This is a genomic window from Streptomyces reniochalinae (assembly GCF_003323735.1).
Lineage (GTDB): Bacteria > Actinomycetota > Actinomycetes > Streptomycetales > Streptomycetaceae > Streptomyces > Streptomyces reniochalinae.
Genome location: NZ_QOIM01000017.1, coordinates 104,141 through 128,370, shown reverse-complemented (window position 1 = coordinate 128,370; position 24,230 = coordinate 104,141). Strand labels below are relative to the sequence as shown.

18 protein-coding genes are annotated in these 24,230 nt (G+C 72.5%); 5 read left to right on the top strand and 13 right to left on the bottom strand.

All coding sequences use genetic code 11. The features are described from left to right. Positions 1-161: 161 nt before the first annotated feature. Positions 162-1,664 (top strand): M28 family peptidase, encoded by a 1,503-nt coding sequence (locus tag DQ392_RS00665; RefSeq protein ID WP_114013456.1) that lies wholly within the window; start codon positions 162-164, stop codon positions 1,662-1,664. Between the two features lie 22 nt (positions 1,665-1,686). Here DQ392_RS00665 and xdhC read toward each other — a convergent pair whose 3' ends face one another. The 5 genes from xdhC to DQ392_RS00640 all read right to left on the bottom strand — a co-directional run bounded on the left by xdhC (position 1,687) and on the right by DQ392_RS00640 (position 8,561). After that, a complete protein-coding gene (xdhC, locus tag DQ392_RS00660; RefSeq protein ID WP_114013455.1) occupies positions 1,687-2,505 on the bottom strand; it encodes a xanthine dehydrogenase accessory protein XdhC in 819 nt (272 codons plus the stop codon). Further along, positions 2,498-4,915 (bottom strand): xanthine dehydrogenase molybdopterin binding subunit, encoded by a 2,418-nt coding sequence (gene xdhB / locus DQ392_RS00655; RefSeq protein WP_114013454.1) that lies wholly within the window; start codon positions 4,913-4,915, stop codon positions 2,498-2,500. The genes xdhC and xdhB overlap by 8 nt, the downstream gene beginning before the upstream one ends. Further along, positions 4,912-6,405: a xanthine dehydrogenase small subunit gene (locus DQ392_RS00650; protein ID WP_114013453.1), complete on the bottom strand. Its 1,494-nt coding sequence runs from the start codon at positions 6,403-6,405 to the stop codon at positions 4,912-4,914. The genes xdhB and DQ392_RS00650 overlap by 4 nt, the downstream gene beginning before the upstream one ends. Positions 6,406-7,003: 598 nt before the next feature. Continuing rightward, entirely contained in the window at positions 7,004-7,507 is a 504-nt protein-coding gene (locus DQ392_RS00645; protein ID WP_114013452.1) for a nucleoside deaminase, read from the bottom strand. A 571-nt stretch (positions 7,508-8,078) separates the two neighbouring features. Continuing rightward, entirely contained in the window at positions 8,079-8,561 is a 483-nt protein-coding gene (locus tag DQ392_RS00640; protein ID WP_114013451.1) for an NUDIX hydrolase, read from the bottom strand. Between the two features lie 123 nt (positions 8,562-8,684). Between DQ392_RS00640 and DQ392_RS00635 the strand changes: the two genes are divergently transcribed. Next, entirely contained in the window at positions 8,685-9,326 is a 642-nt protein-coding gene (locus DQ392_RS00635; protein ID WP_114013490.1) for a class I SAM-dependent methyltransferase, read from the top strand. A gap of 73 nt (positions 9,327-9,399) precedes the next feature. Here the strand turns inward: DQ392_RS00635 and DQ392_RS00630 are convergent, their stop codons facing one another. Then, a complete protein-coding gene (locus tag DQ392_RS00630) occupies positions 9,400-10,017 on the bottom strand; it encodes a hypothetical protein (RefSeq protein ID WP_114013450.1) in 618 nt (205 codons plus the stop codon). Between the two features lie 94 nt (positions 10,018-10,111). Beyond that, positions 10,112-10,912, bottom strand: coding sequence for a glutamate racemase (locus DQ392_RS00625; protein WP_181856215.1), 801 nt, complete (start codon positions 10,910-10,912; stop codon positions 10,112-10,114). A gap of 84 nt (positions 10,913-10,996) precedes the next feature. Here DQ392_RS00625 and DQ392_RS00620 point away from each other — a divergent pair, with 84 nt between their 5' ends. Next, complete coding sequence (locus DQ392_RS00620) at positions 10,997-12,157, top strand: glycosyltransferase (protein ID WP_114013448.1); 1,161 nt, start codon at positions 10,997-10,999, stop codon at positions 12,155-12,157. A gap of 91 nt (positions 12,158-12,248) precedes the next feature. Here DQ392_RS00620 and DQ392_RS00615 read toward each other — a convergent pair whose 3' ends face one another. After that, positions 12,249-13,721 carry a TerD family protein gene (locus DQ392_RS00615; RefSeq protein ID WP_114013447.1) on the bottom strand — a complete coding sequence of 491 codons (1,473 nt, stop codon included), beginning with the start codon at positions 13,719-13,721 and terminating at the stop codon, positions 12,249-12,251. 424 nt (positions 13,722-14,145) lie between these two features. On the opposite strand from DQ392_RS00615, the gene DQ392_RS00610 reads away from it, so the two are divergent. After that, positions 14,146-14,832 carry a DUF6643 family protein gene (locus DQ392_RS00610; protein WP_114013489.1) on the top strand — a complete coding sequence of 229 codons (687 nt, stop codon included), beginning with the start codon at positions 14,146-14,148 and terminating at the stop codon, positions 14,830-14,832. Between the two features lie 123 nt (positions 14,833-14,955). Here DQ392_RS00610 and DQ392_RS00605 read toward each other — a convergent pair whose 3' ends face one another. The 3 genes from DQ392_RS00605 to DQ392_RS00595 all read right to left on the bottom strand — a co-directional run bounded on the left by DQ392_RS00605 (position 14,956) and on the right by DQ392_RS00595 (position 18,382). Then, positions 14,956-15,330, bottom strand: a complete 375-nt coding sequence (locus tag DQ392_RS00605; RefSeq protein WP_114013446.1) for a DUF779 domain-containing protein — start codon at positions 15,328-15,330, stop codon at positions 14,956-14,958. Further along, positions 15,330-16,853, bottom strand: coding sequence for an acetaldehyde dehydrogenase ExaC (exaC, locus tag DQ392_RS00600; RefSeq protein ID WP_114013445.1), 1,524 nt, complete (start codon positions 16,851-16,853; stop codon positions 15,330-15,332). Before exaC ends, DQ392_RS00605 begins: the two co-directional genes overlap by 1 nt. 239 nt (positions 16,854-17,092) lie before the next feature. Then, positions 17,093-18,382: a helix-turn-helix domain-containing protein gene (locus DQ392_RS00595; protein ID WP_114013444.1), complete on the bottom strand. Its 1,290-nt coding sequence runs from the start codon at positions 18,380-18,382 to the stop codon at positions 17,093-17,095. Positions 18,383-18,531: 149 nt separating this feature from the next. Between DQ392_RS00595 and DQ392_RS00590 the strand changes: the two genes are divergently transcribed. After that, positions 18,532-20,919, top strand: coding sequence for a phosphoketolase family protein (locus tag DQ392_RS00590; protein ID WP_114013443.1), 2,388 nt, complete (start codon positions 18,532-18,534; stop codon positions 20,917-20,919). Positions 20,920-20,976: 57 nt separating this feature from the next. Here the strand turns inward: DQ392_RS00590 and DQ392_RS00585 are convergent, their stop codons facing one another. Both DQ392_RS00585 and DQ392_RS00580 read right to left on the bottom strand, forming a co-directional pair. After that, positions 20,977-22,365, bottom strand: a complete 1,389-nt coding sequence (locus DQ392_RS00585; RefSeq protein WP_114013442.1) for a family 2B encapsulin nanocompartment shell protein — start codon at positions 22,363-22,365, stop codon at positions 20,977-20,979. A gap of 70 nt (positions 22,366-22,435) precedes the next feature. Continuing rightward, the gene (locus DQ392_RS00580) at positions 22,436-23,848 is read right to left on the bottom strand and encodes a family 2B encapsulin nanocompartment shell protein (protein ID WP_114013441.1); all 1,413 of its coding nucleotides are present in this window, start codon (positions 23,846-23,848) and stop codon (positions 22,436-22,438) included. Positions 23,849-24,230: the final 382 nt, after the last annotated feature.

Sequence of the window (24,230 nt, the reverse complement as noted above, 5' to 3'; positions counted from 1 at the left end):
GGCCTGGTCCCGCACCCAGAGCGCTGACCCGGCCCATACCTGGGCCCTGCCCCAGGTCCGGCTCTTTCCCCCTGCCCTGGCCCGGCCTGTTTCTCCGCCTCAGGACCCGCCGCCGGCGGCCCCCGCCCGCCGTCGCGGTTCATCGCTCGAAGGGACTTCCTGTGCGTATCTCTTCCCGCCCGCTGCGCCGGGTGCTGAGACCGGCGGCGGCAGCCGCGCTCACGCTGACCTGCCTGGCGGGTCAGCAGACGGTGGCCACCGCCGCGACTCCGCCCGCCGGGGACGGCACGGCACACGCCGCCGGTACGCGCGCGCTGACGGCCGACCGGCTGGCGTCTCGGGTACGCGGCCGTGACGTGTTCCGCCACCTGCGCGCCTTCCAGCGGATCGCGGACGACAGCGGCGGCGACCGCGGCTACAACCGGCCCGGGTTCACACGTTCGGCGCGGTACGTCGCCGGGCAGCTGGAGAACGCGGGGTACGCGGTGCGGCGGCAGCGGGTCCCCTACACCGACTTCGACGTCACGAGCGAGCGGTTGTCCGTGCGGACGGGCCACGGCAGGGCCCGCGACGTGCCCGTACTGATGACCAGGTTCACTCCGTCGACCGCCGCGCGCGGCCTCACCGCACGGGCCGTGGCCCTGCCCGAGGGCAGAACCGGCTGCGACGCCGGCGACTACGACGGCGTGGCCGTCCGCGGCTCCGTCGTCGTACTGGCCCGGAACGCCTGCGGGTTCGCGCACCAGCAGCAGGTCGCCGCGCGGGCCGGTGCACGGGCTGTGGTGATGTACTACCCGACCCCGTCTCCGCGGAACAACTACCGCCTCATGGCCATGGCCCCGGAGGATTTCAGCATCCCCATGGGCATGGTCTCGCAGACCGACGGGGAGCGGCTGGCCCGTCAGGCGGCGGCGCGGCCCGGGGCTCGGGTGCGCCTGACGCTGCGGGCGCGGAACGTGGAGCGCACGACGGTCAACCTCATCGCCGAGACCCGCGGCGGCGATCCCGACGACGTGGTCGTGCTGGGCGGGCACTTGGACAGCGTCCCCGAGGCACCCGGCGTCAACGACAACGGCTCGACGGCCGCGACCGTCCTGCAGACGGCGCTGGCGATGGCGCCGCACCAAAACGCGGTGCGCAACAAGGTCAGATTCATGTGGTGGGGCGCGGAGGAGATCCTCGACGTCGGCTCCGGGTACTACGTGGACCACCTCTCCCCCGCCGAGCGCGGCAGGATCGCGGCCGTCCTCAACGCAGAGCTGCTGGCGCCCTCCAACTCCGGGCGTTTCGTGTGGGACACGGGGTCCGGCGGCAGCCACGAGCTCGCCGAACTGTTCGCCGGCTACTTCACCCGGCACGGGCTGCCCTTCGAGCGCCAGGACCCGGGCGCCATCGGCTCCGACCATCTGGTCTTCCAGGCGGCGGGCCTTCCGGTCGGCGGCATCGACGGAGGCAACCTGGGGGTGAAGACGGCGGCACAGCAGAAACTCTTCGGCGGCACCGCTGGGCAGATGTTCGACCCCTGCTATCACCAGCCGTGCGACCGCCTGGACGCGATCGACCGCGAAGACCTCGACCGGAACGCCCCGGCGCTGGCCTGGGTCACGGCCCGGCTGGCCACGGACGACGACGCGGTACGAGCCGTACGCCGGGCAGGGCCCTGACCCACCCGCCGGTGCGAGACGCTCAGCCGCGGTCCGCCTCGAAGGTCCGCAGCAGGTCCGCCGCGACGCTCACCGCGATCGTGGCGGGCTCCTTGCCGGTGATCTCGGTCAGGCCGATCGGGGTCTTGATCCGGTCGATCGCGGCGTCGTCGTGACCGCCCTCGGTGGCCAGACGTTTCCGGAAGCGCGACCACTTGGCGGCCGAGCCGATCAGTCCGATCGAGCCGAGTCCCGTGGTGCGCAAGGCGGCGTCGGCCAGCGCGGCGTCCTCGGCGTGGTCATGAGTCATGATCAGGACGTGGGTGCCGGGCGCCAGCTCCGCGAGCGCCTCCTCGGGGAGCAGCGGGTTGTGGTGGACGTGGACCTGCGCCACCGCGTCCGCCAGCACGTCGAGCCGTTCGTCGGTGAGCATGTCGGTGCGGGTGTCGACCAGGTGCAGGTCGAGGCTGTGGCGCGCCAGGATGCGGGCCAGCTCGAGACCGACGTGCCCGACGCCGAAGAGCGCCACCGCGGGCACCACAGGCAGCGGTTCGAGCAGTACGGTGACGGCTCCGCCGCAGCACTGCACACCGTGCCGGTTGGTGACCTTGTCGTTGAGGGCGAAGTCCATCAGTTCGGGCTCCGGGTCGCCGGTACCGATCCGCTCGCGGGCCCGGTCGATGGCCACCGCCTCGATGTTGCCGCCGCCGATCGAGCCCCAGGCCCCCGTCCGCCCCACGACGAGTTTGGCACCGGCCCGGCGGGGCGCGTGGCCGCGCACGGTCGCGACGGTCACCAGCACGCCGGGTTCCCGGCGTGCCCGCAACCGCGCGACCGCGGCCACCCAGGTCGTGTCAGGCATTGCTCAAAGAGCTGGTTCCGGTGCGGACTTCGCCGCCGTTGTGCGCTGCCTTGTGTGCATGACCGTTGAGCTGTACGGCACCGCCGCGGGCCGCTTCGATCGCCCAGAAGACCGCCTCCGGCGTCGCGGGGGAGGCGAGTTCCACGCTGACCCCCGCGGGACCGAACGCCGCCGCGGCCTCCCGCAACGCTTCCCGTACCGAGAAGGCCAGCATCAGCGGGGGCTCGCCCACCGCCTTGGAGCCGTAGACCGCGCCCTCTTCGGTGGCGTTCTCCAGCAGCGTGACGTTGAACTCCTCGGGCATCTCCGAGAAGCTCGGCAGCTTGTAGGTGCTGGCCGCCTGGGTGAGCAGCCTGCCGCGGTTGGGCCCGTCGCTGGTGTCCCAGCGCAGGTCCTCGAGGGTCAGCCAGCCCGCGCCCTGCACGAAACCGCCCTCGACCTGACCGATGTCGATCATCGGGGAGAGGCTGTCGCCGACGTCGTGCACGATGTCCACCCGCCGGATGCGGTATGCGCCGGTGAAGCCGTCGACCTCCACCTCGGTCGCCGCGGCGCCGTGCGCGAAGTACTTGAACGGCGAGCCCCGGAACGTCTTCGCGTCCCAGTGAAGCCCCTCGGTGCGGTAGAAGCCGGACGCCGACAACTGCACCCGCTGGAAATAGGCGGTGTGCACCAGCTCGTCCCAGGCCAGCTCCTTGTCGCTGCCCAGAGCGCGCGCGACACCCTCGACGATGCGCACGTCGGAGGCGTTCGCACCCAGCTGCGAGGCGGCCACTTGCAGCAGCCGCCGGCGCAGCTGCTCGCAGGCGTTCTTCACCGCGCCACCGTTGAGGTCCGCACCGGAACTGGCGGCGGTGGCGGGGGTGTTGGGGACCTTGTCGGTACGCGTCGGGGCCAGCCTCACCTTGTGCAGCGGGATACCCAGCGTGGTCGCGGCCACCTGCAGCATCTTGGTGTGCAGGCCCTGGCCCATCTCGGTGCCGCCGTGGTTGATCAGGACGGAGCCGTCCTTGTAGATCAGCACCAGCGCGCCGCCCTGGTTGAAGGCGGTGAGGTTGAAGGAGATGCCGAACTTGACGCCCGTGAGCGCGAGGGCCCTCTTGGTGTGCGGGTGCGCGGCGTTGAAGGCCGCGATCTCGCGCTTGCGGTCGGCGAGGCCGCCGTCCTCGTGGACCTGCTGCCAGACGGTGGAGATCCGCTCGGGCTGCGTGACCGGCTGCCCGTACGGGGTCGTCTGGCCCTGGCCCGGCTGGTAGAAGTTGCGCTCGCGCAGCTGCATGGGGTCCAGCCCGAGCTGCGGCGCGCAGCGGCCCAGGATGTCCTCGATCACCAGCATGCCCTGCGGTCCGCCGAAGCCGCGGAAGGCGGTGTTGGAGACGGCGTGGGTCTTGGCGATGCGGCCGGCGACGCGCGCGTTGGGGATCCAGAACGTGTTGTCGATGTGGCACAGCGCGCGGGCCAGCACCGGCTCGGACAGGTCCAGGCTCCAGCCGCCGTCCGCGGTCAGGCAGGCTTCCAGGGCCTGGATGCGGCCGTCCGCGTCGAAGCCGATCTTCCACTCGGCGTGGAAGCCGTGCCGCTTGCCCGACATGGTCAGATCCTGCGTCCGGTTGAGGCGGAACCTGACCGGACGCCCGGTCAGCTTGGCGCCGAGCGCCGCGACGGCCGCGAACCCGTGCGGCTGCATCTCCTTGCCGCCGAAACCGCCGCCCATGCGCAGGCACTGCACGGTCACCTCGTGGCTGTGGACTCCCAGTACGTGCGCGACGATCTCCTGGGTCTCCGACGGGTGCTGGGTGCTGCTTTGGATGAACACCTGCCCGTTCTCGTCGATCTGCGCCAGCGCCGCGTGCGTCTCCAGGTAGAAGTGCTCCTGACCGGAGAACTGGAACTCGCCGCTGAACACGTGCGCGGAGTCGGCGAAGCCCGCGTCGACGTCGCCGGTGACCACCACGGGCTGTGCGCCGTGGAAGCTGTCGGCCGCGATCGCCTCCTGCAAGGTGAGCAGGGAGGGCTGTTCGTCGAGCTCCACCTCGACGGCCGCCGCACCGAGGCGGGCCGCCTCCAGGGTCTCGCCGAGCACCCAGGCGACCGCGTGGCCGTGGAACATGACCTCGTCGGGGAAGAGCGGCTCGTCCTGCTTCATCCCCGCGTCGTTGACGCCGGGCACGTCCGCGCCGGTCAGCACCCGGACCACACCGGGCACGGCCAGCGCGGGCCCGGTGCGCAGCGCGGTGATCACGCCGTGCGCCTTCATGACCTGGACCGGGTAGGCGTGCAGCACGTCCTTGGTGCGGTGGACCAGGTCATCGGTGTAGAGCGCGGTGCCGGTGACGTGCTGCCCGGCGCTCTCGTGCGGCATCGGTACGCCGACGACAGGCGCTTCGGGACGCTCGGACAAATGGCTCATGACGACACCGCCTCCGTGGTTTCCGCGTACAGCTTCAGCAGGCTCTGGCCGAGCATCGCGGAGCGGTACTCGGCGCTGGCCCGGTGGTCGTTCATCGGGGTTCCCTGGGCCCGCAGCACCTGGGCTGCGGCCTCGGCGGTCTCCCGCACCCACGGCTTGCCCTCCAGGGCCGCCTCGGTGGCCAGGGCGCGGACCGGCGTGGCGGCGACGCCGCCCAGCCCGATGCGCGCCTTGCGTACGAGGCCGTCCTCGATGTCCAGCGCGAACGCGACCGCCACGCTGGAGATGTCGTCGAAGCGCCGTTTGGCGATCTTGTGGAAGGCCGCGACCGGCGACAGCGGCAGCGGGATGCGCACCGCGCGGATCAGTTCGCCGGGGCGGCGCACGCTCTGCCGGTAGCCGGTGAAGTAGTCCGCCAGCGGGACCTCGCGCTCACCGTCGGCGTCGGCGAGCACCAGCGACGCCTCCAAGGCGAGCAGCACGGGCGGGCTGTCGCCGATGGGAGAGCCGGTGCCCAAGTTGCCGCCGAGGGTCGCGCCGTTGCGGATGAGCCGGGAGGCGAACTGCGGGAACAGTTGTGCCAGCAGCGGGACGCGGCCGTCGAGACGGCGCTCGATCTCGGTGAGCGTCTGCGCGGCGCCGATCTCGACGTGGTCGGACTCGACGCTCAGGCCCCGCAGTTCGGGCAGCCGGTCGATGGCGACCACGCACTCCGCCCGGCGGGAGCGGATGTTCACCTCCACACCCCAGTCGGTGCTCCCGGCGACCACCACCGCCTCGGGCCGCTCGCGCAGCACCCGCAGCGCTTCGCTCAGCGTGCCCGGCCGCAGGAACACGCTGTCGCCCTGGGTGTACTCGGTGGCGACGGGTGCCGGCGGCGACTGCTCGCGGCGCTGTGCCAGCGGGTCGTCCTCGGTGGGCGCGCCGAGCGCGAAGGCGGCGTCGCGGATCGGACGGTAACCGGTGCAGCGGCACAGGTTTCCGCTGAGCGAGTGCAGGTCGAACCCGTTCGGACCGTGCTCGGCGTCGGTCGTGCCGCCCGCGTCGGTGTCGGCCGGGCCGCCGTCGGCCGCGCCCGCGTGCGCGCAGCGGTCCGGCCGGTAGTACTCGGCGGCCATGCTGCACACGAAGCCCGGTGTGCAGTAACCGCACTGGGAGCCGCCGCGGAGCGCCATCTCCTCCTGCACCTGGTGCAGCGTGGGCGGCGTGCCGGGTTCGCCCGCGGTGGCGAGGCCCTCGGAGGTGACGATCTCCTGCCCGTCGAGGGCCGCGGCCGGAACCAGGCAGGCGTTGACCGCCACCCAGTCGGTGGGCTTGTTCACCCCCGGACGGGCCACCAGCACCGAACACGCGCCGCATTCGCCCTCGGCGCAGCCTTCCTTGCTCCCGGTGAGGCCGCGCTCACGCAGGAAATCCAGAACCGATGTATGGGGTGCGGCCGGGGAAATCGGTGTGACCTTCCCATTGACCGTGGTCCGCGCCGCTACCATGACACATCCTCATTTCGGTGCGCGGTCGTGCTGATGATCCTAGTCGCCATTTCAGTGGCTTTCTCTTTCGGTGGCGCGGCTTGGGAAACCGGGAGCGCGGACCGGCACGGAACGGCGTGCCGCGGGCGATGACGAAGAGCGGAAGACGCCGGGGCCGCGAGGGGGCGCCCCGGCACAGGGGCTGCTCAGCAGCCGTGCGCTACGCGACCCGGAACCCAGGCGGTGCGCTGAGCGAGGCGCTGCACGTCGGCGAGGGTCGACATCCGACTTCGCCTCCTTCTGGCCGCCTACGGGTCGGTGTGCTTGAAGCTAAGTTGCCGCGGACCGCCAGTCAACCCGACCTGGGAAAACGAGCGTCGGGCTCATAGGAAGCTCTGACGAGCTGATCATCCGCCTCCCCGCGCATTGGCCCATCGTCCAAACAGACCCGGCGGCGGACCTCCCGGAGCCTCCCGTGCGGGGGGTGCGGTGCGTCAGGGCAACTGTCCCTGTCACGGCGCGGTTTCGGGCCGCACACATGCGACGCCCCGCGCGGGTGGCCGGCCCCCCTGGGTGCGGGTGGCCGGCCCCGGCAGGTGAGACGCGGCGGTACGGGCGGTCAGTAGTCGACGCGGTCGGACTTGGCCAGCCACGCGTCGAACGGCGCCGTGCGGTGGGGCAGGTCCAGCTGCTCGACGTGCACAGGCCACATCGAGGCCGGCTGCTTCTCGAACAGGTCGTAGAACTTGCGGTCGTCGAAACCGGCGACCGCGGCGTCGTGCCGGTCGGCGGAGAAGACGATCCGGTCGACCCGGGCCCACAGCGCGGAGGAGAGGCACATCGGACACGGCTCGCACGAGGTGACCAGGACACAGCCGTCGAGCGAAAAGGTGTCGAGCTGCTTGCAGGCGGCACGCATCGCGGTCACCTCGGCGTGCGCCGTCGGGTCCAGAGCCGCGGTGACCTGGTTGTTCCCGAGCGCGATGATGTCGTCGCCCTTGGCGACCAGGGCGCCGAACGGACCGCCGCCGTTCGCCACGCTGTCGGTGGCCAGCCTGATCGCCTCGCCCATCCAGGCACGCTCGTGATCCCGGGTGTTCGCTTCTTGGGTCTGCGTAGTCACGGTCGCTTCTTTCGGTTCGGAGGCGGCGGGACTCCCCGGATGCCCTGGCCGTGCGGGACACCGCACCCCTCGGGGCAACTGGCGGGTTCCCCACGCGCGGCGAGCTCAGCTCGTCCGACGGCACCCGCGGGAGATCAGCGCGCCTCGACGCCTTCGTTCAGCTTGTGTGAGGAGTACACCGCCCATCGTGTGACCTCAGCCAGAGGTGGAAGACATGAAGACTTTCGCAGGCAGGGACCCGCTCTTCGTAGGTCCCTACGAAGAGCGGGTCCGCTCGTGTTGTCGCACTTGGCCAACGTCTGCGGCGCTCGGGGATCCGGGGGCGGCACTCGCACGTACTCTCCCCGTTCCGGGTCTCTCACGCCTCCCATCGGCGCGTCGATGCTTCCCCATGCGGCGGCGAATGCCTCGTTGTGTCGACGGTTCCGGCGTGGATGCGGGCGACGACAGGGCCGGAGGTCTCCTGGCCGTGGAGCGTCCTGCCGGGGGGTGACATCGGTGACGATGCCGCCCAGCAGTGATCGCGCGGGCGCGGGGAGGGGGTGGGGGCGGCCTGAAGGTACCCGTCCGGCTACGCCCCCGGCATGCCCTCGAACCAGGCGGGTCCGTCCTGGGTGGCCTGCTTGATCCGGAAGACGGCGAAGTCCGCGAGGGGCGGCAGCGCGTCCAGGGCGAACCAGCCCACCTCCAGCGACTCGTCGTCGTTGACGCGGGCGTCGTCACTGACCGCACGGCAGCGGAAGGTGATGTCCATGAACTGGCAGACGTCACCGTTCGGGTAGGTGACGGGCTTCTCGACGCCGTGGACGGAGACGACCCGCTCCGCCACGCACCGCACGTGCGTCTCCTCGAAGACCTCCCGCACCGCGCAGTCGGCGGGCTGCTCGCCCGGCTCCGGGATACCGCCGATCACCGACCACGTACCGGTGTCGGCACGCCGGCCCAGCAGCACCCGCCCCCGGCCGTCGAAGACGACCGCGGTGACACCGGGCAGGTACAGCAGTTGGTGGCCCGCGGAGAGCCGCAGGTCACGGATGAAATCAGGAGTGGCCATGCACCGAGACTACGACCTGTCCGGGGCCGGGGGCGGCCCGTGCATGCCGCGTGCCCGCCAGGCAGGTCTCGGGGCCGGCGGCCGGCTGGGGACAGGCCGGGAAAGGCGCTAGTGTCCTCGCCCGTGACCACACCTTCGTCGCACCCTCGTGCGACAGCCGACGCCTACGACGCCGTCGCCGTCCTCTATGCCGAACTGGCCCGTGACGCGCTCGACGGCTTTCCGCTGGATCGCGCGGTGCTCGCCGCCTTCGCCGACACCGTGCGGGCCGCGGGGCCCGGGCCGGTGGCCGAGTTGGGGTGCGGGCCCGGAAGCGTCACGGCGCACCTGCGGGATCTGGGGCTGGACGTCTTCGGCGTCGACCTGTCGCCCGCACTGCTCGGCCTCGCCCGCGAGGCGTACCCCGACCTGCGGTTCGAGCTCGGCTCCATGGACAACCTCGACGTGGCCGACGGCCGACTGCGGGGCATCGTGTCCTGGTACTCGATCATCCACACCCCGCCGGAGGAAGTGCCCGCGTACTTCGCGGAGTTCCGCCGGGTACTCGCGCCCGACGGAACACTGCTGCTCGCCTTCTTCGAGTCGGAAGGCGGGCCGACCGCGGCGTTCGACCACAAGGTGACGACGGCCTACCGGTGGCCGGTCGACGACCTCGCGGGACTGGCGGCCGATGCGGGGTTCACCGAGGTCGGCCGGATGCTCCGGGAGCCGGGAGAGGGGGAAAGGTTCCGCCGGGGGCATCTGCTGATGCGCCTGTCCGGGTGACCGGCTGAGGCGCCGAGCCGGTGGTGCCGAGGCGGGTGGCGCCGAGCCGGGAGGGCGGGCGAGGCAGCGGCGGTCAGGCCCGCAGCACCGCGAGGCGGGCGCGGATGTGGTGGACGGCCGCCTCGGCGTCGTCCACGGTGACGGTGAAGACTCGGCCGTCGCCCAGCCGCAGGACGACGCCCTCACCGCGCCGGATCACCACCGCCGTGCCCATCCCGGGGCGCCAGCGGTAGCCCCAGCCGCCCCAGTGCCGTGGGGTGACGGTGGGCGCGTGGTCGGCCGAGACGACGTCCCGCAGCGGGATCCGGCGTCGCGGCACACCCGCGTGGCCGCAGCGCACCTGGAGGCTGTCCTCGTCGACGGTGACCTCGACGTGGACGAAGGCCAGCGTGCCGAAGAGGATCAGCAGCCCTGCGGCGACACAGCCGACGACCGACATGACCAGCGGTACGAGCCCGCCCGACCAGCTGGGGTCGACGGCGAGCTCGATACCGAGCGCCAGGCAGCCGGCTCCCAGGGCGGCGAGCCCCCACTGCAGGCGGCTGGTGGCCCGTCCCGTCCACCCCGCGGCTCCCGCGGCCGAGGCGGCGTCCGCGAGGGGCGCGGGCGGGGCGAGGGCGGCGTCGTCGTGGCCGCGGAATCCGGCGCCACCTTCGGCGGGGGGCGCGCCGTCGCGGGGCAGATCCGTCATGCTCGGCAGCGTACCCCCGCGGCGCGGCGGGGGCAGCCCGTGGAGCCGAGCCGTCCGCAAAGCCCCCGAAGGGGTTATACGGGGCGTGCGGGCGTCAGCCGTGCGCGGCCGGGGCGGGGGCCAGGAGGCGGCCCTCCGCGTAGGTGAGCGCGGCAGCGGGAAGGGTGCCGGTCCTGCCGCTGTGCAGCACCGTGAGGCCGCCGGTGGGCGCGGCGCCTGGGTCAGGGGAGATGCCCGCGCGGCGCAGCGCCTGCGCACAGACGGCGACGGCGGAGCCCTGAAGCGCCGGCCCGCCGGGGCCGGAGGCGCCGAGGGCTTCGCGGATGCGCTGGCCGACCAGTTCGTAGTGGGTGCAGCCGAGGACGACGGTCCGCGCGTCGTCGGGCGTGCGCCGGGCCGCGGCCTCGACCGCCGCAGCGATGAGCTGTTCGTCGCCGTTCTCGATGGCTTCGGCGAGGCCGTGGCAGGGCACGCCGGTGATGTCGGCGCCGTTCGCGAACTCCTCGATCAGCTGCTGCTGGTAGGGGCTGCCGGTGGTGGCGGGCGTGGCCCAGATGGCGACCCTTCCCCCGGTGTTCGCGGCGGCCGCGGCAGCCGGTTTCACGGCGGGGACGGTGCCGATGACCGGCAGCGCGGGCTCCAGTTCGGCGCGCAGGGCGGGCAGCGCGTGCACGGAGGCGGTGTTGCAGCCCACGATCAGGACCTCGGGCTCGTACGCGGCGGCGGCGCGGGCGCACAGGAGGGCTCTCTCGGTGATTCCGTCCGCGTCGCGGGGGCCCCAGGGCATTCCGTCGGGGTCGAGCGAGAGCACCAGGTCGGCGTCGGGGCGTGCGCGGCGTACCGCCGCCGCGGCGGCGAGCAGGCCGATACCGGAGTCCATGAGCGCGATCTTCACGGTGAACAACTGTAATCGATCGGCTATGCGGACCCGGCTCGTCATGGTGCCCCCGGTGGCCCGCGTGCGGCAGACTGCCGCTCGATGACCACCCTCACCTGGACCTCCGCCGTTCCGCTCGCCTCGCTGGCCGCGTGGGTGTGGCTGCTGCTGGGCCAGGGCTTCTTCTGGCGGACCGACGTGCGCATGCCGCCCGCGCCCGCCGAGGAGCCGGCTGCCTGGCCGTCCGTCACCGTGGTCGTACCGGCCAGGGACGAGGCCGAGGTGCTGCCGGTGAGCCTGCCGTCGCTGCTGGCGCAGGACTACCCGGGGCGGGCGGAGGTGCTGCTGGTGGACGACGGGTCCACGGACGGTACGGGGCGGCTCGCCCGCACGCTCGCGGAACGCACGGCCCGCGGCCTGCCGTTGACGGTGCTCTCTTCCGGGGAGCCCGAACCGGGCTGGACGGGCAAACTGTGGGCTCTGCGGTGCGGGATCGCCCGCGCGCGGGCGGGCCACAGCACCGGTGGCGGGGTGCCCGAGTTCCTGCTGCTGACGGACGCCGACATCGCGCACGGTCCTGATTCGCTGCGCCGTCTGGTGCGCGGGGCGCTCGCCGGGCGGCTCGACCTGGTGTCGCAGATGGCGCGGTTGCGGGTGCGTACCGGCTGGGAGCGGATGATCGTGCCGGCCTTCGTGTACTTCTTCTCGCAGCTGTATCCGTTCCGCTGGGTCAACAGGCCGACGGCGCGCACCGCCGCGGCGGCAGGGGGGTGTGCGCTGCTGCGTACCGAGGCCGCGGTGCGGGCCCGGGTGCCGGACAGCATCAGGGACGCGGTCATCGACGACGTGACGCTGGGCCGCGCCGTCAAGCGCGCGGGTGGCCGGATCTGGCTGGGGCTCGCGGACTCGGTGACGAGCGTGCGCCCGTACGTGGGTCTGCGGCCGCTGTGGCGCATGGTCTCGCGCAGCGCCTACGCGCAGCTGCTCAACAACCCGCTGCTGCTGGTCGGCACCGTGATGGGGCTGGTGTTGGTGTATCTGGTGCCGCCGGTGTGGGCGTGCGCGGGGTCGCCGGTGGGCGGGGCGGCGTGGCTGCTGATGACGCTGACGTACCTGCCGATGCTGCGCTACTACGGCGGGCCGGTGTGGCTCGCGCTCCTGCTGCCGGTGACGGCCGCGCTCTATCTGGCGATGACCGTCGACTCGGCCGTGCAGCACTACCGGGGCCGGGGCGCCGCGTGGAAGGGCCGCACCTACGGCTGACGGCCGCGCCTCCCCACCCGGTCGGCCTCCCCTCTCCGGGGGCGGCCGGTTCGCGGCGGTCGCGACGAGGCACCCGCGCGCCGGCGCCCTGTCACTTGCGCCCCGGCGTCCACTGCATGCCCCAGCCGTACTCCTGGTCGACGGTGCGCTGCGGACTCACCCCTCGCTGCGGCACCAGGTAACGCGCTTCGCGACGCACCATCAACTCGCCGCTCTCGTTGCTGATCAGGGCGAGGGCGCAGACGGTGGAGGGGATGGTGCACTCGTCGAGGGAGAAGTCGACGGGCGCGCCGTGCTGCGGCCTGAGGGTGACGGTGGCGTGCAGCCCGGCGAAGCTGCGCGCGCCCTCGTAGATGGTGACGAAGATCAGGACGCGCCGCAGTTCGGCCGCGTGGTCGAGGTTGAGCGTCAGGTTCTCGCCGGTCTCCACGGCGCCGGTGCGGTCGTCACCGTCGAGGTGGATGTAGGGCGGCCTGTGCAGCGAGCCGAAGGAGTTGCCGAGCGCCTGCACGACGCCCTTGCGGCCGTCGGCCAGCTCGTAGAGGGCGCACAGGTCCAGGTCCGGGCCCGTCAGCGCGCCCATGGCCTTGCTCAGCCGTCCGGCCAGCCCCTTGGGCTGCTGGGCCTGGGTCGTCCAGTTGAGATTGACGCGCATGGCGCCCGAGGTGCCGCCCTGCTTGGTCAGCGAGACCGACGGCGCCTCCTTGGTGAGCGTCACCTTGCTCAGCCGCACGGGCGCGGCGGGTGCGGGCTGAGGTGCCGGTGGCGTCGGAGCCGAGGGGGCGGGGGCCGAGGGGGTCGCGGGCATGGAGGGAGCGGGCGGCGCCGGGGGGGCGGCGTCCGCCGTCGGGCCGGGGACCGAGGGGGCCGGCAGGTCGGGGGTGCTCGGGGCGCCGGGGCCCTGCGGCAGGCCGGGCACCCGCACGTCGGGCGGTCCTGGCACGTGCGGGGTGGGGGCGCTGTGCGGGTGCAGCGGCGCGCCGCTGCCGGCCGGGGCGGGTGCACCGCCCGCGGCGGACGGCTCGTCGACGCTGATGCCGAAGTCGGTGGCGAGACCGGCCAGGCCGCTGTCGTACCCCTGACCGACAGCGCGGAACTTCCACGCGCCCTGCCTGCGGTACAGCTCCCCCAGCAGATAGGCGGTCTCGGCTGCCGCGTCGGCCGGGTCGAAGCGGGCGATCTCCGCTCCGGTGGCTGGGGCTCCGGCAGCCCCGGCCTCCAGCAGGCGTACGTACAGGCCCGGCACCTGGCCGAAGCTGCCGCCGTCGGCGGAGGCCGCGATGACGATGCGGTCGATCTCCGGTTCGACGCGCCCGAGGTCGACGGTCAGCCCGTCGGTGCAGGACTCGCCTATCGGGTTCTTGCCCTCGTGCAGGACGGCCGACGAGGAGTGCCGGGGCTGGTTGTAGAAGACGAAGTCCGCGTCGGAGCGGACCTTGCCGTGCGAGTCGAGCAGGAGTGCCGACGCGTCGACGTCCGGCACGAGCGGTCCTGACGACCAGCCCAGCTCGATCCGGACCGTCGCAGCGGACACGGGGACGTTGGTCCCCTTGCGCATCGTCATAGCCACTCCCCCTCGGGCTCGGTGGACCCGGCGTTCCGGTCCCTCCCAACCTATTGCACGCGTCCGCGCCCGCCGAAGCCCCTTCGCGCTCCTCTCGCCGCAGTCCGCCGAAGTCGAACAACTTGTTCGGGCAGGGGCGTTCTGAGGCATTGCCGGTGGGCTTATGCTTCTGTCAGCTTCTCCTCCCGCGCGCCCGTTTCAGGAAGCAGGCGGGAAAGAGCCGTCTCGCCACGCCTGACCGGGCGTCAACACGGTCGGCGTGAGGGGCCTTCGGCCCCCGGTCGAGCTCCTTCCGCGCAGCTCCCTGGCGCGGTCGCTCCCACGGGGGTGAAAACAGGTGCCCGCCTGCGGTGATGCGGGTGGGCCAGGCGTTGTGTGTGTACCTCTCTAGTGCCGATGCGGATTGTGGGCTTACCTTATGAGCATGACCTCCCCCCGCAGCTCTTACAGCGGCGGCTACTACGCTGCATCGTCCTACCCCGAGACGCCGATCTACGACATGCTCGTCGCCGAGCGGGGCACACCGCAGATCGCTCCCATCCGGGTGCCGTCGGCCTATGACACGGGGAGCACGGGCAGCGCGCTCGCGGCGCTGCCTCCGGCACTGCCCGCGGGCCCCGACCCGCGGCAGCCGCAGATGCCGCAGCCCGCACCGTTGCAGCACGCGCCCGCGCCGGGATACGGGTACCCGGGCGCGGCCGCGCCCCAGCCCCCGGCGCCGCAGCCCGCACCGCAGCAGGCCGCGCCGATGCGCCAGCAGCCGGTCCGGCAGGCTCCGGCCGCCCTTCCGCCCGGTGGAGGCTCGGGCATGCAGGGCGGCCCTGTTCCGCTGCAACACACGCCCGCGCCGCACATTCCGCAGCAGGCGCAGCCGCGCGGCTACGGCTACCCGGGGCCGCAGGGCCCGGCGCAGCCGCAGGCACCGATGCAGCAGATGCCGCAGCAGCCGCAGCCGCAGGTCCAGGTGCAGCAGTACCAGCAGCAGGCGATGCACAGCCAGGCGACGCAGTACATGCGTCCGGTGGCCCCACGCCCCGCGGCGCCCCGCCCGATGCCGGTCCAGCACGAGGACCCGTACGGCGGCCACCAGTACGGCGGCCGGGGGTACTGACACCGGGGTACCGACGAGCCGTCGCGCGCTCGGCGCGCGTCGCCCCATGAACGCTTGCGCGGGCACCGCCGTAGGGGAGACGGCGGTGCCCGCGAGCGTGTAGGGACCGCGGGGCGCCGGAGGTCAGCCGCCGACCAGCCGCGACCTGATCAGGAAGCGCACCCCCTCGGGGGCCTCCAGCGAGAAGCCGCTGCCCCTGCCCTCGACGACGTCGACGGTCAGATGGGTGTGGCTCCAGTGCGCGAACTGCGCGGCCGACATCCAGAACGGGACGGGTTCTGCCACGCCGTCGATCTCCAGCTCACCGAGCAGCACGTCGGAGCCGCCCGTGCGGAACTCGCCCCTGCCGTAGCACATGGGGCTGCTGCCGTCGCAGCAGCCGCCGGACTGGTGGAACATCAGCGGCCCGTGCTTGGAGGTGAGCGTCCGCAGCAGTTCGGCGGCCGCGGGCGTGACGGCGACCCGCTCGGGCTCCGCCCGCTCGTCAGGCGTGCCCATCAGAACATTCCGAGCTTCTTGGCGTCGTAGCTGACCAGCAGGTTCTTGGTCTGCTGGTAGTGCTCCAGCATCATCTTGTGGTTCTCCCGGCCGATGCCCGACTGCTTGTAGCCGCCGAAGGCGGCGTGCGCCGGGTACTGGTGGTAGCAGTTGGTCCACACCCGCCCGGCCTGGATGGCGCGCCCCGCTCGGTAGGCGCGGGAGCCGTCGCGGGTCCACACGCCCGCGCCGAGCCCGTAGAGGGTGTCGTTGGCGATGCGGATGGCGTCGTCGAAGTCGTCGAAGCCGGTGACGGAGACGACCGGGCCGAAGATCTCCTCCTGGAAGACCCGCATGTCGTTGCTGCCCTCCAGGACGGTGGGCCGCACGTAGTAGCCGCCCTCCAACTCGCCGCCCAGCTCGGCGCGCCCGCCGCCGGTCAGCACGCGTGCGCCCTCCTGCCGGCCGATGTCGAGATAGGAGAGGATCTTCTCCAACTGGTCGTTGGAGGCCTGCGCGCCCACCATGGTCTCGGTGTCCAGCGGGTGCCCCTGCACCAGGGCCTGGGTGCGCTGGACGCCCGCGTCGAGGAAGGCACGGTAGTGACTGCGCTGGATGAGGGCGCGGGAGGGGCAGGTGCACACCTCGCCCTGGTTGAGGGCGAACATGGCGAAGCCTTCGAGGGCCTTGTCGTAGAAGTCGTCTCCGTCGTCGGAGACGTCCTCGAAGAAGATGTTGGGGCTCTTGCCGCCCAGCTCCAAAGTGACGGGCCTGAGGTTCTCCGAGGCGTACTGCATGATCAGCCGCCCCGTGGTCGTCTCTCCCGTGAAGGCGACCTTGGCCACCCGCGCGTTGCTCGCCAGCGGCTTGCCCGCCTCGGCGCCGAAGCCGTTGACGATGTTGACGACACCGGGCGGAAGCAGGTCCGCCACCAGGCTCATCCAGTAGTGGACGGACGCCGGGGTCTGCTCGGCGGGCTTGAGCACGACGGTGTTGCCCGCGGCCAGTGCGGGCGCCAGCTTCCAGGTCGCCATCAGGATCGGGAAGTTCCACGGGATGATCTGCGCGACGACGCCGAGCGGCTCGTGGAAGTGGTAGGCGACGGTGTCCTCGTCGATCTGGGAGAGCGACCCCTCCTGGGAGCGGATCGCCGCGGCGAAGTACCGGAAGTGGTCGATGGCCAGCGGGATGTCGGCGGCCAGCGTCTCGCGGACGGGCTTGCCGTTCTCCCAGCTCTCGGCGACCGCCAGTTCCTCCAGGTGCGCCTCCATGCGCTGCGCGATCTGGTTGAGCACCTGCGCGCGCTCGGCGGGTGAGGTGCGCGACCAGGCCGGGGCGGCCTCGTGGGCGGCGTCGATGGCACGCTCGACGTCCTCGGCGGTGCCGCGGGCGATCTCCGTGAAGGGCGCTCCGGTGACCGGGGTGGGGTTCTCGAAGTAGCCGCCCTGCTTGGGGGCGACATAGCTGCCGCCGATCCAGTGGTCGTAGCGCGACTGGTAGCTCATCAGCGCATCGTCGGTTCCGGGTGCGGCGTAGCGGCTCATGCTCTGCCTCCCTGTGCTGGCCGGCTCCTGTGCCGGCCGACTCGTACGGGCCCGCCCGGAGGTCGGCTCACGCGGGCCGGCGCGGCCGACCGGCGGGTGGTGCCGGGAGGCTAGTACCCGCAACGTTGCGGATACGTTGCGAGCGTAGACCGCGCCCGGCGTACCGCTCCCGCCCCGGCACACGCCGATGCCCCCGCTCCCCTGTCACCCGGGCGTCACGCTCGGCGTCCTGGCACTGGTCACGCTCTACGGGCGGTCCGTGCCGCGTCCGGGGACAGCCCGTAGAGCGCGCTCAGTTCGCGCACCCGGGCCGCCGTACGCGCGGACGGGCGCAGGCCGTGCAGCGCCTCCCACGCCTCCAGGTCGTCCTCCGCGCCCGCGGTGCACAGCCACCTCTCCAGCAGCGCGGGTTCGGCGCCGGACAGCAGGTGGCGCCGCAGGCGGTTCTCCAGCAGCCGGCGGAGCCGCACCACGCCGGGGGCCTCGGAGGCGGGCAGCAGCGGTCCCGTGTAGGCGTCGAGCGCCGCGGCGGGATCGTCCGCGGCCAGCGCCTCGCCCACGGTGTCGTAGTCGGTGTAGGGGCGGTGCCGTAACCGGTAGGGACGGGAGGCCAGCAGCGGTCCGAGCAGGTGCCGCAGCCGCGAGAGTTCGGCACGCAGGGTGACGGGGTTGACGTCGCGTTCCCCGTACAGCTCGCGGACGAGCGCCTCACCCGTCAGCCCGTCGGGGTGCGCGGCGAGCAGCAGCAGGATCTCGCTGTGCCGCCGGCCGAGCCGCAGGCTTCCCGCCCCCGGACGGTGGAGCCGGGCCTCGTCGCGGCCGAGAACGGCGAGCAGGCCGCCGTCGGGTGCCGTGCCGTCTCCAGGGCCCGGGCCCAGCGCGGCGAGGCGGGCCTCGGCGGCCCGCGCCGTGGCCTGGACGAGGGCGAGGCTGTGCGGAGAGGCGAGATGGTCGCCGCCCGTCAGATCGACGGCGCCGACGACGCGCCCGGTGCGCGGATCGTGCACAGGTGCTGCCGCGCAGGTCCATGCCTGTACGGGGCGGCAGTAGTGCTCGGCGGCGAAGATCTGCACGGCGTGGCCGACCGCGAGCGCCGTGCCGGGCGCGTTGGTGCCGCTGGCGTGCTCGGCCCACTGGGAGCCGGGGACGAAGTTCATCCGCTCGGCCCGGCGCAGCACTTGGGGGTGGCCCTCGACCCAGAGCATGGTGCCGCGCTCGTCGCAGACGGACAGCAGGTGGGCGCCGTCGTCGGCGATGGTGCCCAGCAGCTCGCGGAAGAGCGGCATCGCGCGGGCCAGGGGGTGCCGTGCGCGGCGCAGCGCGAGGCCCGCGTCGTCCACCTCGACACCGGCCATGCTCTCCGGGGCCAGCCGCGCCCCGGCGCAGCGCCGCCACGAGTCGGCCACCACCTCGCGTACGGGCGCGTCGACGGTACCGCCGGTCAGGAACGTCTCGTGGGCGCGGCGCAGGGCTCCGGCCCGCTGGGCCGCGTCCGCTCCCGCCTCGAGCGCCAGCCATGGATTGCGCACCCCGTCATCGTGCAGCGGGCGGAGGCGGCGGGCAACGCCCAGGACGAGTCGGGCCGGCACCCACAGGCGCGGTGCGCGTCCGGGGTGTCGTACGGGATGAGGGGGGCGCGCGGGGTGTCGGATCCGCCCCGGCCTGGTACCCATCCGGCATGCCGGAACACGAGCCCCTCACCGAGCGTGAGGCCGACGGGCTGGACGCGCACTGGCGCGCCCTGAACTACCTTTCGGCCTGCCAGCTCTACCTGCGCGCCAACCCACTGCTGAGCGAGCCGCTGCGCCCCGAGCACATCAAGCCCAGGCTGCTGGGCCACTGGGGCACCTGCCCGGGGCTGACCCTGCTCTACACCCACCTCAACCGGCTGATCCGCACCAGGGGCCGGCGCACGCTGGGGGTGTGGGGCCCGGGGCACGGGGCCGCGGCGGTGCTCTCGGGTGCCTGGCTGGAGGGCACCTACTCGCAGCTGCGCCCCGACGTCCCCCGCGACGAGGAGGGCATGCGCCGGCTGTTCGCGGAGTTCTCACAGCCGGGCGGCGTCCCCAGCCACACGGCGCCGAGCGTGCCCGGGTCGATCCAGGAGGGCGGGGAGCTCGGATACGCGCTGGCGCACGCCTTCGGCGCGGCGTTCGACGATCCCGGCCTGCTGGTGTGCGCGGTCGTGGGAGACGGCGAGGCGGAGACGGGCCCGCTGGCCGGCTCATGGCACGCGAACAAGTTCCTGGACCCGGTGCACGACGGCGCCGTGCTCCCCGTCCTGCATCTGAACGGGTACAAGATCGCCAACCCGACGGTGCTGGCCCGGCTGCCCGAGGACGAGCTGGCAGCCCTGATGCGCGGCTACGGCTACGACCCGCTGTTCGTCACCGCGGACCAGGACACCCCGCCTGTGGAGGCGCACCGCGCGCTGGCCGGCGCGCTCGACGTGGCCATGGAGCGGATCGACGCGATCCAGCGTGCGGCCCGCGAGGGCGGTGACGGCGCGCGGGCCAGGCCGCACTGGCCGATGCTGGTGCTGCGCACCCCCAAGGGCTGGACGGGGCCGCGGGAGCTGGACGGGGTCCCGGTGGAGGACACCTGGCGTGCGCACCAGGTGCCGCTGTCCGGGGTGCGGGACGACCCGGACCGGCTGCGCCAGCTGGAGCAGTGGCTCCGCTCCTACCGGCCCGAAGAACTGTTCGACGAGGCGGGCAGGCCGCACCCGCGTGTGCTGGAGTGGGTGCCCGAGGGCGACCTGCGCCTGGGTTCCGTCCCCGAGGCCAACGGCGGACGGCTGCTGCGTGAGCTTCCGCTGCCCGGCCTGGAGTCCTGCGCGGTGGCCGTCGAGCGCCCCGGCGCCTCCTCCCACGAGCCGACCCGTGAGCTGGGCTCCTTCCTGCGCGAGCTGCTGCGCCGCACCGAGGAGCGGCGCGACTTCCGCCTGTTCGGGCCCGACGAGACGGACTCCAACCACCTGAGCGCCGTCTTCGACGCCACCGACCGCGACTGGCAGGCGGAGCTGCTCCCCACCGACCAGCACCTGGGCCGCCACGGCCGCGTACTGGAGGTCCTCTCCGAACACCTGTGCCAGGGCTGGCTCGAGGGGTACGTACTCACCGGCAGGAACGGCGTGTTCGCCTCCTACGAGGCGTTCACCAACCTCGTCTCCAGCATGGCCTCGCAGCACGTGAAGTGGGTCCACAGCGCCCGCGAGGTCCCCTGGCGCCGCCCCGTCGCCTCCCTCAACTACCTGCTCACCTCGCACGCCTGGCGCCAGGACCACAACGGCTTCTCCCACCAGGACCCGGGCTTCATCGACCACGTGCTCAACAAGAGCCCCGACGTGGTGCGCGTCTACCTGCCGCCGGACACCAACACCCTGCTGTGCGTCACCGACCACGCGCTGCGCACCCGCGACACCGTCAACGTGATCGTCGCGGGCAAGCACCCCTGCTTCGACTGGCTCGACCTCGACTCGGCCCGCGACCACTGCGCGCGCGGCGTCGGCGTGTGGGAGTGGGCGGGGACCGAACACGGCGGCAACGGGCCCGACGTGGTCCTCGCCTGCGCCGGTGACATCCCCACCCAGGAGACGCTGGCGGCCGCCTCACTGCTGCGCGAGTGGCTGCCCGAGGTGGCCGTGCGGGTGGTCAACGTGGTGGACATGGCGCGGCTCATGCGCCACCGCGACCATCCGCACGGCATGGCCGACACCGAGTTCGACGCCCTCTTCACCCGGGACAGGCCGGTCATCTTCGCCTACCACGGCTACCCCTGGCTGGTGCACCGCCTGGTCTACGGGCGCACTGTCCACCCGCAGCTCGCCGTGCGCGGCTACCGCGAATCGGGGTCCACGACGACGCCGTTCGACATGGTGGTGCGCAACGAGATGGACCGCTACCACCTGGTCATGGACGTGATCGACCGGACGGAGGGGCTGGGCGCGCGGGCCGCGACCGTACGGCAGCGCGCGGCCGGCCTGCGCGAGCGGCACCACCGCTACATCCTCGAGCACGGTGAGGACATGCCCGAGGTCACCGAATGGCGCTGGCCGGGCCGGTGACCCGACGTCCTGCCGGGGGGCGGCCCGGCGCGGCCGGCCGCCCCCCGGACCCGGTGTTCAGACCTCGACGTCCTCCAGGATGCCGAGCGCGTCGGGAACCAGCACGGCGGCGGAGAAGTAGGCACTGACAAGGTAGGAGACCAGGGCCCGCTCGTCGACGCCCATGAAGCGGACGTTGAGCGAGGGCTGGATCTCGTCCGGCAGACCCGTCTGATGCAGGCCGATGACCCCCTGGTCCTCCAGCCCCGTGCGCATGGCCAGCACCGAGGTGGTGCCGTCCTCGCGCACCGGGATCTTGTCGCAGGGCAGGATCGGGATGCCCCTCCAGGCGCGCGTCTTGACGCCCTCCACCTCGACCTGGTCGGGATAGAGCCCGTGCCTGCTGCACTCGCGCCCGATCGCGGCGATCGCCTTGGGGTGCGCCAGGATGTAGCGGGTCTTGCGGCGGCGGGAGATCAGCTCGTCCATGTCGGCGGGCGTCGGCGGACCGCCGCGGGTGTGGATGCGCTGCGTCAGGTCGGCGTTGTGCAGCAGACCGAACTCCCGGCTGTTGACCAGCTCGTGCTCCTGGCGCTCGCGCAGCGCCTCCACGGTCAGCCGCAGCTGCTCTTGGACCTGGTTCATCGGGTCGTTGTAGACGTCGGCGACCCTGCTGTGCACCTTCAGCACCGTCTGCGCGACCGACAGCTCGTACTCGCGGGGGTTCAGCTCGTAGTCGACGAAGGTGCCGGGCAGCTCTGCTTCGCCCGCGTGGCCCGAGGAGAGGGCGATGTCGGCCTCTCCGCGCCGGTTCTGTGCGGGAACGGCGCGGGAGAGCACGGAGTCGAGGTGGCTTCGCAGCGGCGGGGAGTTGTCCGCGGTCCGCCGGAAGGTGTCGCGGGGCAGCGCGAGCACGATGCAGCGCGTCCGCGCCCGCAGCGTGTACTCCCAGGTGCCCGGGTCCGCGGTGAGGATCTGGCCGCCGGCGTGGTCACCGTCGGCGAGCACGCCCAGGTCGACCTCGTCGTCGTAGCGCCCCGCCGCGTGCTTGCCGACCCGGCCGTGCGCGATCAGCAGCAGTTCACCGGCAGGCTCGCCACGGGTGGTGAGCGTGTCGCCCGCCGCGTACTCGCGCTGGGTGAAGCCGTCGGCGAGGGCCCGCAGGGTCGCTTCGTCATCGAGCCCGCGCAGCAGGGGGATCTCCCGCAGCTCCGAGGGGATGACCTGGACGTCGGCGCCGGTGGTCACGAACTCGATACGCCCGTCGCCCAGGGTGTGGGTGAGGCGCCGGTTGACGCGATAGCTGCCGCCCGTGGTCTCGGTCCAGGGCAGGACGCGCAACAGCCAGCGCGGGGAGATCCCCTGCATCTGCGGGGGCGTCTTGGTGGTGCCGGCGAGATTGCGTGCCGCCGCCGTGGCGAGGCTGGAGGGGGTCCGCTGCCGGGTCTCTTCGGGGTGCGTGGTCATCTGTCCCCAGTTTCTGATGCTTCCTGGTGCCTGTTTCCGGATTTCCTGGCGGCTGTGTCAGCCGCCCGCCTCAGTGCCCGATTTCCACGTCCTCCAGCATTCCGAGCGCGTCGGGAACCAGCACGGCGGCGGAGTAGTAGGCGCTCACCAGATACGACATGACGGCCTTGTCGTTGATACCCATGAACCGAACCGAAAGGCTCGGGCTGTACTCGTCGGGAATTCCGGTCTGGTGGAGTCCCACGACGCCCTGGGCCTTTTCCCCGGTGCGCATGGCCAGGACGGAGGTGGTGCCCTGCGGGCTGACCGGGATCTTGTTGCAGGGCAGGATCGGCACGCCGCGCCAGGCGGGCACCGAGTGGCCCTCGTAGTCGATGGACTGGGGATAGACGCCGCGGGCGCTGGCCTCGCGGCCGATGGCGGCGATGGCCTTCGGGTGCGCCAGGATGACGCTGGGGTCCTTCCAGACGGTGGCCAGCAGTTCGTCGAGGTCGTCGGGGGTGGGCGGGCCCGAGCGGGTGTGGACGCGCTGCTTCATGTCCACGTTGTGCAGGAGGCCGACCCCGCTGTTGTTGACCAGCTCGTGCTCCTGACGCTCGCGCAGCGCCTCCACCGTCAGCCGCAGCTGCTCCTCGAGCTGGTTCATCGGGTGGTTGTACAGGTCGGCGACGCGGGTGTGGACCCGCAGCACGGTCTGGGCGACCTCCAGGTCGTACTCACGGGGCTTGAGCTCGTAGTCGACGAAGGTGCCGGGCAGTGCGTGCTCGCCGACGTGCCCGGAGGCCAGCGCGATCGCGGACTCGCCGTTCTCCGTGCGCTGGGAGGGGATCAGCGACCTGGAGGCGGTCAGGTGGGCGCGGAGCGAGTCGGAGTCGGCGAGGACGGAGTCGAAGGCGCCGCGCTCCAGGGTGAGCACCGTGCCGCTGGTCAGCGACGTCAGGGTGTGGTCCCAGGTGCCCGCCTCGCCGGTCAGCCGCTCGTCGCCGTCGAACTCGCCGTCGGCCAGGACACCCTGGGTGCTCTCCCCGTCGTACCGCCCGCGGGTGGACTTGCGCAGCTTGCCGTGGGCGATCAGCACCAGCCGGTCGGCGGGCTCGCCCTCGCGTACGATCACTTCGCCCGGGCCGAAGTCCCGCTGCTCGCAGCGGGCGGCGAGGGCTTCGAGGGTCGGCAGGTCGTCGTAGCCGCGCAGCATGGGCAGCTCGGACAGCTCCAGGGGGATCACCCGCACGTCGGACCCGGTGGAGACGAACTCCACGCGGCCGTCGCCCAGGGTGTGGCTGAGCCGCCTGTTGACCCGGAAGGTGCCGCCGGTGACCTGGACCCAGGGCAGGACCCGCAGCAGCCACCGGGAGCTGATGCCCTGCATCTGCGGGGGTGTCTTCGTGGTGGTCGCGAGATTCCGTGCCGCCGCCGTGGCAAGGCTCTGCTGCGCCGCTTCCGCGCTCTCGCTTCCGGAATTACGCTCCGCCGCAGTCGTCATCCGACACCGCCAATCTCAGTGATCATCTGGTAATTCACGCGCTGCGGCCATGAAGCTAAGTGAGGCGCGTGAGATGCGGCAATCACTCAAAAGATGCGCGAGCGCGTCGAATGTCACGACAACGACGGGGTATGACGGGCCGTCGGCGCGTAACCTTATTCACCGATTGTGACGAAAGTGCCACTGTGATCACTCTGCGCAATACGCGTGCCGGTGTCCGCCGCCCGCCCCGCCCCGCAAACTCACCAGGACGTGCGGGGGCGCCCAGGGGCGCGCGGACGGCGGATTCGCGCCCGCCGTCCGTCCGCGGCGGATCGCTCAGTAAACTCGGCGGATCACGAGGGGATCCGAGGGACTCACGGACCTCGGGCGAAGCGCGCCC